Source organism: Actinomadura rifamycini DSM 43936 (genome assembly GCF_000425065.1).
In the GTDB taxonomy this organism is placed as follows: Bacteria; Actinomycetota; Actinomycetes; order Streptosporangiales; family Streptosporangiaceae; genus Spirillospora; species Spirillospora rifamycini.
In genome coordinates, this window is sequence record NZ_AULB01000030.1 from 17,225 (window position 1) to 30,480 (window position 13,256).

The window sequence follows — 13,256 nt, forward strand, 5'->3', positions numbered from 1 at the left end:
GGCGCCCTACCGGATCTCCAGGTAGTCGAGCTGCCCCTTGCCCGCGGGGCGCCCGGGGCCGGAGAGGCGGCGCAGCGCGAGCGTGTTCCAGCCGCCACCGAGCCGCACCTGCGCGGTGGCGGACGTCCAGTCGGCGCCCTCGGTCGCGTCGAGCCGCACCGACCCCGCCGGCGTCCCGTTCACCGCGAACTGCAGGTCGGACTCGTCGCCGGACCGGTTCGCGTACTGCAGCCGCAGCGTGTACTGCCCGGCGACGGGCGCGAACACCCGGACGTCCACGGCGCAGTCGTCGCGCGCGAACGGGCCCGCCGCCTTGCCGCCGGACGCGTTCGGGCGCGGCAGCGCCGACACGCAACCGTTCAGCCGCCCCGCCTCGGCCTCGTACCGGGTCGTCACGCCCCGCACCGCGGGCCGCGCCCCGTCCCAGCCGAGCGGCGCCACGTACATGGGGCGCGTCACCTTCGACCCGCCGTGGTAGTCGGTGATGCCGTGGAACAGCAGGTAGTCGCCGGTGCCGTCGCTGAGGACGTCCGCGCTGCCGGGGCCCTCGACCTTCCCGCCGTACAGGTCCGTCGTCTGGATCGGCGCGGGCCCCTTCTCGTACGGGCCCCAGACCGACGACGCCACCGCGTACCGGGTCTGGTAGTTCGACTTGAAGTACCAGCCCGCCGAGTAGAACAGCACGTACTTGCCGCCGCGCTTCACGAGGTCGGGGGCCTCCACCAGGACGGGCTCGTCGCCGCTCCGGCCGAAGATGCGGGTCGCGGGCGCGGCCAGCTGGAGGCCGTCGGACGTCAGCTGCACGAGGTAGATCGCGGCGGTGGCGCGGGCGTCGCTCTTGTACAGCAGGAAGCGGGTCCCGTCGTCCTCGATGAACGACGCCGCGTCGATGGCGCCGCCGAGGTCGGCGGGGCAGACCAGCGGGTCGCCGTCGCGCGGGACGAACGGTCCGGCGGGCGACGTCGCGGTCGCGATGCCGATGCACTGGACGTCCGCGTCCCTGCGGCGGGCCGTGAAGTACAGCAGGTACGGGTCGCCCTGCCGCTGCGGCGGCACCACCTCCGGCGCCCACGTCCAGCCCGACTCGGCCCAGGCCGGCAGGCGGGCGAGGCCGTCGCCGGGCGAGCGGGTCCACGGCCCGGCGGGCGCGGGCGCGGTCGCGACCGGCATCATCGCGTCGCCGCCGTTGGTGCCGTACGCGAAGTAGGTGTCGCCCACCTTGATGGCGGCCGGGTCGGCGAAGGAGTCGTCGAGGACGGGTTCGGTCGGCGAGTACCCGGGCGGCAGGATCGGCGCGGCCGTCCCGGCCGGGCTCGGCGCGGGCGCGCTCGACGAGGCCCGCGCGTCCGGCTTACCGCCGTCCGGGCCGCACGACGCCGCCAGGCCCACGACCAGCGCGACCGCGCCGCTGACGGCCGCACCGACGAACAGCGGCGTCAGCGGTCCACGCGCCCGCGGCGCCCCGCCCGTCCTCCACATCACCTCGCATCATGCCAACAACCGGCACACGACGGCGAACCACCACTCGGCACGCGAATCACCCGGTGGCCGATTACGCTTGGCCCCGGCGGCTGAGACCGGGGCGCCGGAACCGACGGCACGAGGAGTGGCCGACTTTGCAAGAGAGAAGCCGGCTCGGGCGCGGTGTGCCCGCCGCCCTGCTCGCGCTCTGCATGCTGGTGCTGAGCGGCTGCTTCGGCTTCCCGCAGAAGGAAGGCGGCCCGGCGCCGAAGAAGCCCGCCGCCGCGAAGCCGAACATCGTGTTCGTCCTGACCGACGACCTCTCCTGGAAGCTCGTCGCGCACATGCCGCAGGTGCAGCGGATGCAGGCCGAGGGCATCACGTTCGACAACTTCCTCGTCGCCGACTCGCTCTGCTGCACGTCCCGCGCGACCTTCTTCACCGGGCAGTACCCGCACAACACGAACGTCCGCACGAACTTCCCGCCGCTCGGCGGCTACGGCGTCTTCCAGCGGGAGGGCGGCGAGCAGAAGTCGTTCGCGAACGGCCTGCAGAAGGCCGGGTACCGGACCGCGATGCTCGGCAAGTACATGAACGGCTACCAGCCGCAGGACCCCGGGACCGGCTCGACGAACGTGCCGCCGGGCTGGAGCGAGTGGTACGTCGCCGGGAACGGCTACCCCGAGTTCGGCTACAACCTGAACGAGAACGGCCGCATCGTCCACTACGGCGAGGAGCCGCAGGACTACATGACGGACGTCCTCTCCTACAAGAGCCTGGACTTCATCAAGCGCTCGCACGCCTCCGGGCAGCCGTTCTTCATGCAGGTGTCGACGTTCGCGCCGCACGGCCCGTTCGTCCCCGCGCCCCGGCACGCGAAGCTGTTCCCGGACCTGAAGGCGCCGCGCACGCCGGCGTTCAACGAGGCCGACGTGAGCGACAAGCCCGCGTGGCTGCGGCTGCACAAGAAGCTCGGGCCGCGCCAGATCGAGCGGATCGACGCCGGGTTCCGCGACCGGGTCCGCATGGTGCAGGCCGTGGACGAGATGCTCGGCAAGATCCGCGCCACGGTGAAGCAGCTCGGCATCGAGAAGGACACGGTGGTGGTGTTCGGGTCGGACAACGGGTTCCACATGGGCGAGCACCGGCTCGCGGGCGGCAAGATGACCCCCTACACCGTGGACGTCCGGGTGCCGTTCGTGTTCGTCGGCCCCGGCATCGGCGGCGGCGGGCGGGTCTCGCACATCGTGCAGAACACCGACATGGCGCCCACGTTCCTCGAACTGGCCGGGGCGCCGGTGCCCGCCGCGACCGACGGGCGCTCGCTCGCCCCGTTCCTGCGCGGCGACGCCCCCGCGGACTGGCGGGACACCGCGCTGGTCGAACACGTCAAGCCGGCGTACTCCGAACTCGATCCCGACCGGCAGGACGCCCTGCCCGGCGCTCCCACGACCTACAATGCGCTTCGGACGACCGACATGCTGTACGTCGAGTACGCGGACGGCGAGCGCGAGTACTACGACCTGACCCGCGACCCCCACCACCTGTCCAACATCGCCGCGACGCTGCCCCCCGAACGACTGCGGACGCTCACCGCGCGCCTCTACGCGCTGACCAGGTGCGCGGGGAGCGCGTGCGGCGCGGCGGGGCGGAGCGGCTAGGGCGGTCCGGCGGGGAGTCCGGCGGGGAGTTCCGTCCCGTATGCGCCGCTATCATCGCCGGTGAGTACGGCCCCCGCGCGTACGGCATGACGGTGCAGACGACGACGCGCATGCAGGCGGCATGCACATGACAGAGGCTGGAGTGCAGGTGTGACCGCAACCGGAACCCCGGACGACGACCACCAGGGCGGGCGGCCCGACGCCGGGCAGCCGGGCGAGGCTCCCCCGCCGCCGCAGTGGCTGAACGACGGCGAGCAGCCGAGCGGGGCCGAGCCGCTGCTGCCCGAGCCCGCATCGCTGCCGCCGTTCGGCACCCCGCTCCCGGAGGAGCCGGAAGAGGACACCAACCGCACGGTGAGCGACCTCGACCTGAGCGGGATGCGCACGCAGATCTTCAAGAAGGACGACGAGTCCGCGTCCGCCGCCGAGCCGCCGCCGCTGCCGCCGTTCCCCGGCGCGGGCGACGCCGGGGAGGCGCCCGACCACACGGTCGCCGACACCTCCGCCTGGTCGGACGACTCCGCGGGCGCGTCCGGCGGCGGGGCGTCCGGCGCGGTCGAGGGCGACGCGACGATGATCGTCGGCCCCGAGGTCGTCGACGCCGACAAGACGATGCAGGTGGGCCAGCAGCCGCCCGCGCCGCCGGTGCCGTCCCCGGCGCCGGCGGAGCCGCCCGAGCCGCCGGCGCAGCCGGACTGGCAGGTCCCGGCCGACGCCACCCGCGCCGAGCAGCCCATCGAGCCGGAGACCCAGCAGATCGCCGGCGCGCAGCAGCCCGCCGCTCCCCCGCCGCCCGAAGCGTTCCCGTGGGCCCAGGAGGTTCCGGGCGCGAGCACCGCGCAGCCGCCCGCCCAGCCCCCGGCGCAGCCGCCCGCGCCCGAACCGTTCCCGTGGGCGCAGGAGATCCCGGGCGTCCCGAGCCAGCAGCCGCCCGCGAACGGCGCGGCGCCCCACGGTCCGCCCGCGCCGACCCCGGCGCCGGAGCCGTTCCCGTGGGCGCAGGAGATCCCGGGCGTCCCGAGCCAGCAGCCGCCCGCGCAGCCGCCCTCCCCGCAGCCGTTCCCCTACGCGCAGGAGGTGCCCGGCGCGAACGCCGGGCCCGCCGCGCCGAACGCGCCCGCCCAGCCGGGTCCCGCGGCGCCGCCGCCGCAGATCGACGAGCCGTGGCGCACGACCCCGCAGCAGGGCTCGCCCAAGAAGAAGAAGGGCAAGAAGGGCCTGCTGATCGGCGTCGCCGGGCTCGCCGCCGCCGCGGTCATCGCGGGCGGCGGGTACGCGGTCGTGACGTTCCTCGGCGGCGACGACGGCCCGTCGAACGGCGGTGACGCCAAGCTCGCCGCGGCCGCGTTCCCGGTGCCCGGGTCCGCCCAGACCGACGGACGCGACCAGGAGTTCGGCGGCGCCGCCGCGGTCGGCCAGACGGTCGTCGCGGTCGGCGCGGAGACCGGCGCGGGCGCGACCCGCGGCATCTTCCTGGTGTCGGCCGACGGCGGCCGCACGTTCAAGTCCGCGACCGTCGAGGGCGCGGCGGGCAACGCGACCCCGCAGGCCGTCGGCGGCGGCCAGGCCGGCTGGGTCGCGATCGGCGCGGGCCCGACCGGCGGCGCCGTCTGGACCAGTTCGGACGGCCAGAGCTGGACGCGGCAGCCCGACGCCGTCGGCAACGTCTTCGACGGCGGCAACCGCGTCGACCGGATCGTCGCGACCGGCGGCGGCTACATCGCCATGGGCGCGACGTCCGCGAAGGGCGACTTCAGCGACGCGGAGTCGGCCGTGTGGCTGTCGTCCGACGGGCGCGCCTGGGAAGCCCGCGTCGGCGACCAGATCGGCCTGAACGTCAAGAAGGCGTCGTACTCGCTGGTCGAGATCACCGCGAGCGGCGACGTCGTCCTGCTCGAGGCGCTCATCAAGCCCGACAACAAGAAGCCCCCGCAGTACCGGAAGGTGTGGAGCTCGCAGGACGGCGGCCGCACCTGGGCGACGTCCGAGGTGCCGGTGCCCAAGGGCAGCCGCGGCCTCATCATCGGCGGCGGCCAGGCCGGGTTCCTGGCCGTCCGCGAGATGAAGGACGGCGACACCATGTTCGGCCAGGCGTTCGTCTCCAAGGACGGGCAGAACTGGACGAAGGCCGGAAAGATCGCCGGGGAGGGCTACCGGTCGACCAGCCGGATCCTCGGCGACGCCAACGGCTACACGGCGCTCGTCGCGCGCGGGAGCGACGTGCTGCTGTCGAGCAGCCCGGACGGCACCACGTGGAAGGCCGCGGGCACCGCGCCCGCCAAGCCGGGCCGCGAGGTCACCGGCGCGGCCGTCGCGAACGGCCAGACGGTCCTCGTGGGCCGCGAGCCCGGCGGCGGCGACATGGACCCGCTGCTGGCCGTGTGGGACGCGAACGGGCAGGCGGTCCCGATCGACCTCGCGAAGATCCCCGGCGTGATCCGGCCCGACCACGCCGTCCAGGCCGTCGCAGGGTCCGACGCGCTGGCCGTGGCCGTCGGCAGCGCGTCCGGCGACGCCGCCGCGTGGACGTCCGCGGACGGCGCGACGTGGAAGCCCGCGCAGGGCCTCGGCGCGGCGTTCACCCGCCCCGGCCCGCAGCGGCTGCTCGAGGTCGCCTCCGGCAAGTCCGGCTGGGTCGCCGTCGGCTACGACCAGACGGCGCCCAAGCGGGCCCTCGTCGTCTCCTCGCAGGACGGCGCCACCTGGCAGGCCGCCGACTCCGCGGCGGCGTTCCGGCCCGACGGCGAGGGCGCGCCGACCACCAGCGGCGTCGCGGCGGGCCCCGCCGGGTACGTCGTCGTCGGCACGCACGGCTTCTCCGCCTCCGCCTGGTCCTCCAGCGACCTGAAGTCGTGGGAGAAGGGCACCGGCGCCGACGCGAACGCGCTGAAGGGCACGTCCGACGCCTTCAAGTGGATGCTGGACGTGGCCGCGCCCGCGTCGGGGTTCGTGGCGGTCGGCGGGCACCGGGACGCGCAGGGCAACCACCCGGCGGTGTGGTCGTCGGCCGACGGCAAGCAGTGGACGCTGAAGTCGCTGCCGGTGCCGAGCGGGGTCAGCGAGGCCCACCTGACGCATGTGGCCGCGAAGGGCGACACGCTCGTCGCCGCGGGGATCGCGGCGACGCAGCAGGGGCTCGTCTGGATCGGCTACACGTCGGCGGACGGCGGCAAGACCTGGAAGGACCTGCCGGTCCCCGGCGACGACCGGAAGATCAGCATGACGGCGCTGACGGCGACGCCGGACGGGTTCGCCGCGGCGGCGCGGAGCACCGCGTCCGGTTCGGCCGACGTGGTGTCGCTGACCTCGAAGGACGGGACGTCCTGGGAGGCGGCGAAGCCCGGCGGGACCGGCCTCGGCGGCGACGGCGACCAGGAGATCACCGGGCTCGCCCCGTTCGGGGAGACGGTGCTCGGCGTGGGGCAGAACGTCGACGCGAACGGCGCGCAGCCGGTCCTGTGGGAGCGGTGAGCGGGTAGGCGCGGCCGCCGCGTCGATCGGCGGCCGCCGGACGGCATCCGTCCGGCGGCCGCCTTTCGCGTTTCCGCGGTGATCAGCCCAGGTCAGCCCCAGGTCAGCCCGTCCGGCGGCCGGGCTGCTCGGGCGGCGGGGCGGACAGCGGCCACGCCGCCGGCTCGTCGTCCGGCGCGGGCGGGCGGGCGTGCCGCGGGACGTACGCGCGCTTCTCCGGTGCGCCCGCGTCGACCGGTCCGGCGGGGGCCGCCTCGATGGCGGCCTTGGCGCCGGCCGCCTCGCGTTCGCGGTTGCGGCGGTCGCCGTAGGTGGCGACGATCGCGCGGTAGAACGGCTTGCGGATGGCGGTGGGGACGAGCCGGTAGCCGCCCCGCACCACCACGTTGCGCCAGTACTGGGACGCGCTGATGAACCCCTCGCGGCGCATCTCGCGCTGGAGCCGCAGCTCGGAGCGGAGCAGGTCGCGGCCGCCGCGGCGCTGGTAGGCGCCGTCGCCGACGCGGTAGTAGACGAGCGGTTCGGCGACGTTCACCATCCGGGCGCCCGCCGCGATCATGCGGACGAACAGCCAGTAGTCCTCCATCAGCGGCAGGTCGCCGTAGCCGCCGACGGCCCAGACGGCGCTGCGCCGGTAGACGACCGTGGGGTGGTTGAACGGGTCGTGCAGCCGGGAGTAGCGGGCGATGTCCTCGGGGTCGCTCGGCGGGATGCGGCGGCCCACGACGTCGTCGATGCCGGTGCCGAACTCCAGCAGGCCCGCGCCGACGAGGTCGGCGCCCGACCGGACGAGCGGCACCTGGAGCCGGAAGCGGTGCGGCATGGCGATGTCGTCGGCGTCCATGCGGGCGATGATGTCGTGCCGTGCGGCCTGGAGTCCGGCGTCCAGCGCGGGGCCGAGGCCGCGGTTGTGCTCGAGGGCGACGTAGGTGACCTCGACGGGGCTGCCGGCGACGAGCTCCTTGAGGGCGGCGGCGACGTCCGGCCCGATCGGGCCGTCCTGTACCAGGACGACCTGGTCCGGGCGGAGCGTCTGGTCGTGCACCGCACTCCGGAAGGCGTCCTTGACATACTCGGCCCGGTCACCGCCGTAGACGGTCATGAGCAGAGTGAATGGCTCGGGCTGCATGCGGTCCGTTTCCGGGGTGGGGGGCCGTGACGCTGGGCAGAGCCAGATGCGGGGAGGCGGCTCCGAGGGGGGTCGGTGGGGTCGAGGGGGTATAGCTGCCGTCCTACATGTGACGCTTTAGTGCGGTTGGCGGTTGCCCGCGGCGAGGATACCGGGGTGACGCGGGAGACACCACGTCGTTACCGTACGTCCGGTTAGCCGGCTGCGCATATGTCCTGATCTGCCCGAACTTCTCCGGCCACCTTCGGCACCGGGTTCGCGCCCCGGACCTTCGCGCCGTCCGCGCCGACGACGAGGTACACGTAGCCCGGCTTCGCCTTCTTCCACGGCCGCGGCGGGTGCCCCGGCAGCGCGACCGCGAGCCGTTCCGCCTGCCGCTGCGCGCCCTCGCCGTACAGGATCGCCGTCTTCGCGTACGTCCGGTCCGCGTTGCCGACCTTGACGACGTCGAAGCCGCGCCCGGCGAGCTGCTCGGCCGTCCGCTTGCCGAGCCCGGACGAGCCCGTCCCGTTGTAGACCCCGACCTTGACCTGCGCGGGCTGGACGGGCGGGGGCCCCTTCTTCGCGGGCGGCGGCTCGGGCTCGGGCACCGTGTTGTCCTCGCGGACGGCGGCGAACAGCGGCTCGGCGCGGGCCTTGTCGAACTGGACGCGGTTGGTGTCCTGCGGGTACGCCTGCACCGGGACGGTGACGAACCGGACGTTCCCGGCGCTGATGCCGCGCAGTCCGGTGGCGAGGTCCTGCATGACCGAGAGCGTCATCTCCTCGTCCGTCCGGATGGAGCTCGCGATGGCCTCCAGGAACGCGTACACCCGCTTCGGGTCGGTCAGCATGCTGCCGTCGGTGGCCTTCTTGACGATCGACGCCATGAACGCCTGCTGCCGCTTGATCCGCTCCAGGTCCGAGCCGTCGCCGAAGCCGTACCGGGTCCGGACGTACCCGAGGGCCTGCTCCCCGCGGACGGTCTGGCGCCCGGCCTCCAGGCGCAGTTCGGCCTTCGGGTCGTCGATTTTGCGCGGGACGCAGATCTCGACGCCGCCGAGGGCGTCCACGACCCGGGTGAACCCCGCGAAGTCGACCTCGACGTAGTGGTCGATGTGGATCTTGGTGAGGGCCTCGATCGTCTGCCAGGTGCAGGCCGGGCCGCCCTCGGCGAACGCCGAGTTGATCATGCCGAAGCGGGCCGGGACCGTCCGCCGGTCGGTCTCGCACGCGGGGATGTCCACCATCGAGTCGCGGGGGAAGCTGAGGCCGATCGCGCCCTTCCCGCCCGGCGAGATGTGCAGCAGGATCGTCGTGTCCGAGCGGCGCCCCTCCTCGACCCCGTAGCGGGAGTTCGCGCCCTCCCGGCTGTCGGAGCCGAGGAGCAGGATGTTCGTCGCGTCGTTCAGCTTCGCGGGCCGGTTCTCGCCGAGCCGCCCCCGGACGTCCTCCCGGTCGATGCGCCCGTCCAGCCGCCGCCAGAACCCGTACGCGGTCAGGCTCCCGATCACCAGCACGGCCGACAGGACGATCGAGACCCAGCCGAGGGCACGCCACGCGCGCCCCGGCGACTCCCGTATCGGCGGAGCGTCGTGGTCCTCGTCGGCGAAGTAGACGGGAGGCCGCACGGCGGCTCGCTGCATCCGTAACATTTCAGCACAGATTGGACACCCGCCACCCTCGTCACGGGAAAGTCGGCCCTAGGCCAGCGCGAAGACCATGAAACCCGCCGCGAGAAGCGCCGCCGCGGCCCTGCGCACCGGCCCGACACCGCCCCACGGCGCCTCCAGCCGCCGCGCGCACGCCGCGATGACGACGAGGAGCAGCGCCAGGAACGGCATCCAGGCGAGCCGGGCCGCGACCCAGCCGGCCGTCACCGGCGCCTCCGTCAGCCCGGGGACCGCCCCGGCGAAGGACGCCGGGACCGCGGCGGCCAGCAGCGCGGTCTGGTGCCAGCACAGGATCGTCATCGCGCACAGGTTGACCACCGCCACGGGCGCCCACAGCGCGGGCCGCGCGAGGACGCGCCCCAGCCGGTCGCGGAGCAGGACCGCCGCGCCGGACTGGGCCGCGGCGAGGGCCAGGACGAGCAGCGACGGCGGGTGCGAGTTCGTCCGCGCCTCGCCGGGGACCCCGACCATGGACGCCGGGTAGCCGAACGCGAGCAGCAGGACCGCGAAGAGCGCCGCGCCGCCGGCCAGCAGCACCAGGGCGCCGCGGCGGCCGATCCGCCCGTCCGCCCAGGCCGCGCCGAGCTGGTAGGCGAACATCCAGCCGGGCAGCAGGTTGAGGAGGCTCAGCCAGGACGGCACCGCGTCGGCGAGCGGCCCGTACCGGAGGGCGTCGACGGCGGCGACCGAGAGCAGCAGCGGCGCCGCGGCCCAGGCCCCGAGGCGGCGGGAGGCCGCCAGGCAGTACGGGGTGAGGGCCGTGGCCACCGCGTACACGCCGACGAACCAGAGCGGCTGCACCACCAGCGTGGAGGCCGCGTGCAGGGTGGCGGCCGGCACGTCGAACCCGTGGCGCAGGACCGGCAGCAGCAGCGCCCACACCGCGGTGACGCCCAGGACCGGACGTCCCAGGCGCATCATGCGCTCGGCCAGCCAGGCGCGGGCGGTGCCCTGGCGGCGGCGGTAGGACAGCGCCGACGCGTACCCGCCGACCAGGAAGAAGATGCCCAGCGTCTGCAGGAACCAGGAGGCCGGGGCGAGCCCGCCGAAGGTGCTCAGCGGGCTCGCGTTGCGCAGCCCGCCCTCCGCGTCGAGCGTGAACCCGCCGACGAGCCAGTGCCCGGCGGGGACGGTCAGCAGCGCGAGGGCGCGCAGCCCGTCGACGGCGCGGTCGCGGTGGGCGGGGGTCCGCGCGTCCAGCTCCCCCGCCAAGGCGGCCAGTGTTCGCATCCGGGGCGTCCTTCCTTCCGCCGCCGTCCCGCGGCGGGTCACGGAACAGGAAGGTACGGACGCGGCGACCGGGAGGGCGTCACCCTGGAGGGTCGAATCGGTCTAGGTCCGGAGAGGGGGTCCGCGCCGGGTTTCGGACACTGTGCCAACGCTCGTGGGGGCATGACTAGACTCTTCAGAAGATGAGCATCGTTGACGCGCTGACCGACCGCGCCATGGTCGTCCTCCAGGACCGGCCGGTCGTGCCGCTGAGCCCGTGGCTGGCCGAGACGGTCGGCGAATGCGCCGAGAGCGGACGCACGCTGCAGCTGGTCACGCCCCTGGAGTCCCGGCTGTCGCTGCCGCTGCGCACCGCCGCCGACGGCACCACCGTGCAGTGGGTCGTCCGCAACGGCGACGGCTACTACGAGGGCCTCAGCGGGCGGCCGCTCAAGTGGGACGGCGGCACGTTCGTGCCCGTGCCGGAGGCCCGCGACTACGCGCCCGGGTTCACCACCCGGCCGACCGCGCCGATCGGGGCGCAGCTCAGCCTCGTCTACCGGCTGCGGCACGACGCGGGCGCCGACCTGTCCGGCGCCGTCGAACGCCTGCTCCAGCTCCTCACCGGCAAGCCCCCGGCCAGCCTCGGGACCGACGAGCCGCTCGGCAACCGGTGGCGCGGCGACGCGTTCACCCTGCTCGCCAAGGGCCGCTCCAACGTCCGGCTGCTGGTCGGCGGGGCCGGGCCGCGCGCGGCGCTCGCCATGTGCGACTTCCGGGCCGTCGAGGGCGGCGTCGCCGAGGTCACCACCGTGACCGTCGGGTACGGCCCCGAGGACCCGCCGCCCCTGCAGCACCTGCCGTCCCTCGTCGGGGCGCTCGCCGCCGACCGCCCGGTCGCGTCGATGTTCGTCCAGCACACGCCCGGCCGCGCCGACCTGACGACCGAACCGCGCTGGACCGGGCAGACGTCGCCGGTCGCGCTGGCCGTCGCCGGGCAGATGTCCGGGCCGAGCGGCATCCCCGGGCAGCAGGTCGGGCCGCAGCGCGCGCCGCTGACGTTCTTCCCGCTGGGCGACGGCCGGTCCGCGGACGGCTGGCAGCGGCACAGCATGCTGATGCAGCACCTCCAGTCCGCCTGAAACCGGATTTACGGGCCGTCCGACATCATTCGCCGCAGAGAGCCGATGATCTACCCGTAAGGGATGATGTAGCGTCCCCTGCATGGGACAGCCCGGTCAGCTCGACGCGCTTGAGCGGGCCGTCGAGGGCACCCTCGCCGAAGGGGCGTTCGAGTTCGACGGCGAGGCGGCGGTCCTGCGGATCGACGGGTCCCCCATCCTGCTGACCGGGTGGTCGCTCTCGCTCGGCATCGGCGGCGTCACGCTGCTGCTCACCGGCGCCGTCCTCTCCCTGGCCGGACTGGCGGACGCCGCGCGCTGGGCGCTCGCCCCCGGCGCGCTCATGTTCGGCACGGTCCTGGCGCTGCTGACGCTGCTGCGGTTCACGCCCGTCGCGGCCCTGTGGCCCGAACTCGAGGTCCGCTTCACCGACCGGGCCCTGGTCCACCGGCGGACGCGCGTGCCGTTCGGCGAGCTGCGGCCCGAGCACCTCGTGTGGAAGAACGGGCGGTTCTTCCGCCGCCTCTACGTGCGCCACCCGTCGCTGCGCAGGCAGGTCGCCGGGTTCTTCGAGGCCGAGGAGCGGCAGGCCGCGGAGTTCCAGCGGCGGCTGTGGGAGCTGATCTCCGCGCCCGACCTGCCCGGCGTCCTCACGCACGGCGCCGGCCTCACGCCCGTCCAGCAGTGGATCATCGGCGCGGGCGCCCCCTACGGCGCCGTCAACGGGTTCCGGATCGACCGGCTCGGCGCCGCGCCCGGCGAGACCGCCGCGGCCGCCGACCGCCGCACCGCCCTCGAACTGCTGCAGGACCCGTGGGGCGCCTACGACCTCGAACAGCTCCTCGGCGCCGTGAACTGGCTCGTCCAGGACGGGCACCGCGCCGACTTCGCGCAGGACGCGGAGCTCGCCGCCCGGCCGCCCGCCGAGCAGGAGGAGTACGCCGAGCTGCTCCGCGAGGTCGACGGCCTCATCGCCCGCGACATGCTCGAACCCCCGTTCGTGGAGCGGCTCATCGCGCTGGTGCGCGTCCGGTACGGCGACCGCGGCGACGCGTACGCGGGCCTCGTCCCGCCGCTGCTGCGGGACGAGCCGGGCGCCGACCTCAGCGAGCAGGGCGCGGAGCTCGCGCAGTTCCTGCACCGGCTGTTCAACGACCGCGGCCACGCCGCCGAGGAGCTGCACCGGCTGAAGACCCTAGCGGACCCGGCGCTGCGCGCGAACGTCGGCCGGTTCCTCATCTGGGACTACGGCCGCGCGCTCATGCTGTACCGGTGGGGGCACATGGTCGGCTGGCTGACCGAGGAGTACTGCTGGGAGCGGATGCTGCCGCTCGCCCTCGACATCCAGCGCCGGTACACGTCGTGGCACGACATGGCGACGTGCTACCTGCAGGGGCGGCTGCTGTGGTCGGGCGGCGGCGGGCAGGCGCAGGACGAGTACGACCGGCTCATCGGCGCGCTCGCCGCCGAGCCGCGCAGCCCGTGGAACATCGTCCCCTGGGACCTCGACCTGACCCGCGACTGGGCCTGACCGGCCCGCCCGGACGTGCCG

8 protein-coding genes are annotated in these 13,256 nt (G+C 74.5%); 4 read left to right on the top strand and 4 right to left on the bottom strand.

Translation table 11 applies throughout. The features are described from left to right. Positions 1-6: 6 nt before the first annotated feature. The gene (locus H505_RS44480; RefSeq protein ID WP_051301190.1) at positions 7-1,479 is read right to left on the bottom strand and encodes a family 43 glycosylhydrolase; all 1,473 of its coding nucleotides are present in this window, start codon (positions 1,477-1,479) and stop codon (positions 7-9) included. A gap of 137 nt (positions 1,480-1,616) precedes the next feature. On the opposite strand from H505_RS44480, the gene H505_RS0126400 reads away from it, so the two are divergent. After that, a complete protein-coding gene (locus H505_RS0126400) occupies positions 1,617-3,122 on the top strand; it encodes a sulfatase family protein (RefSeq protein ID WP_199747922.1) in 1,506 nt (501 codons plus the stop codon). A gap of 150 nt (positions 3,123-3,272) precedes the next feature. Beyond that, complete coding sequence (locus H505_RS0126410) at positions 3,273-6,593, top strand: hypothetical protein (protein WP_026404381.1); 3,321 nt, start codon at positions 3,273-3,275, stop codon at positions 6,591-6,593. Between the two features lie 103 nt (positions 6,594-6,696). Here H505_RS0126410 and H505_RS44485 read toward each other — a convergent pair whose 3' ends face one another. From H505_RS44485 to H505_RS0126425, 3 genes are all read right to left on the bottom strand, one after another. Beyond that, positions 6,697-7,695 (bottom strand): glycosyltransferase, encoded by a 999-nt coding sequence (locus tag H505_RS44485; RefSeq protein WP_245592634.1) that lies wholly within the window; start codon positions 7,693-7,695, stop codon positions 6,697-6,699. Between the two features lie 221 nt (positions 7,696-7,916). Continuing rightward, positions 7,917-9,347 carry an LCP family protein gene (locus H505_RS0126420; RefSeq protein ID WP_034519934.1) on the bottom strand — a complete coding sequence of 477 codons (1,431 nt, stop codon included), beginning with the start codon at positions 9,345-9,347 and terminating at the stop codon, positions 7,917-7,919. Between the two features lie 57 nt (positions 9,348-9,404). Further along, positions 9,405-10,604 carry an acyltransferase family protein gene (locus H505_RS0126425; protein WP_026404383.1) on the bottom strand — a complete coding sequence of 400 codons (1,200 nt, stop codon included), beginning with the start codon at positions 10,602-10,604 and terminating at the stop codon, positions 9,405-9,407. Between the two features lie 182 nt (positions 10,605-10,786). Between H505_RS0126425 and H505_RS0126430 the strand changes: the two genes are divergently transcribed. Both H505_RS0126430 and H505_RS48095 read left to right on the top strand, forming a co-directional pair. Next, positions 10,787-11,725, top strand: a complete 939-nt coding sequence (locus H505_RS0126430; RefSeq protein WP_026404384.1) for a DUF6177 family protein — start codon at positions 10,787-10,789, stop codon at positions 11,723-11,725. An 82-nt stretch (positions 11,726-11,807) separates the two neighbouring features. Further along, positions 11,808-13,235: a DUF1266 domain-containing protein gene (locus tag H505_RS48095; RefSeq protein WP_051301192.1), complete on the top strand. Its 1,428-nt coding sequence runs from the start codon at positions 11,808-11,810 to the stop codon at positions 13,233-13,235. The last annotated feature ends 21 nt before the right edge of the window (positions 13,236-13,256 follow it).

Coding starts and splice junctions, on each gene's coding strand:
- H505_RS44480 (WP_051301190.1), bottom strand. CDS start 1,479: ATGTGGAGGACGGGCGGGGCGCCGCGGGCGCGTGGACCGCTGACGCCG.
- H505_RS44485 (WP_245592634.1), bottom strand. CDS start 7,695: ATGACCGTCTACGGCGGTGACCGGGCCGAGTATGTCAAGGACGCCTTC.
- H505_RS0126420 (WP_034519934.1), bottom strand. CDS start 9,347: ATGCAGCGAGCCGCCGTGCGGCCTCCCGTCTACTTCGCCGACGAGGAC.
- H505_RS0126425 (WP_026404383.1), bottom strand. CDS start 10,604: ATGCGAACACTGGCCGCCTTGGCGGGGGAGCTGGACGCGCGGACCCCC.
- H505_RS0126430 (WP_026404384.1), top strand. CDS start 10,787: ATGAGCATCGTTGACGCGCTGACCGACCGCGCCATGGTCGTCCTCCAG.
- H505_RS48095 (WP_051301192.1), top strand. CDS start 11,808: ATGGGACAGCCCGGTCAGCTCGACGCGCTTGAGCGGGCCGTCGAGGGC.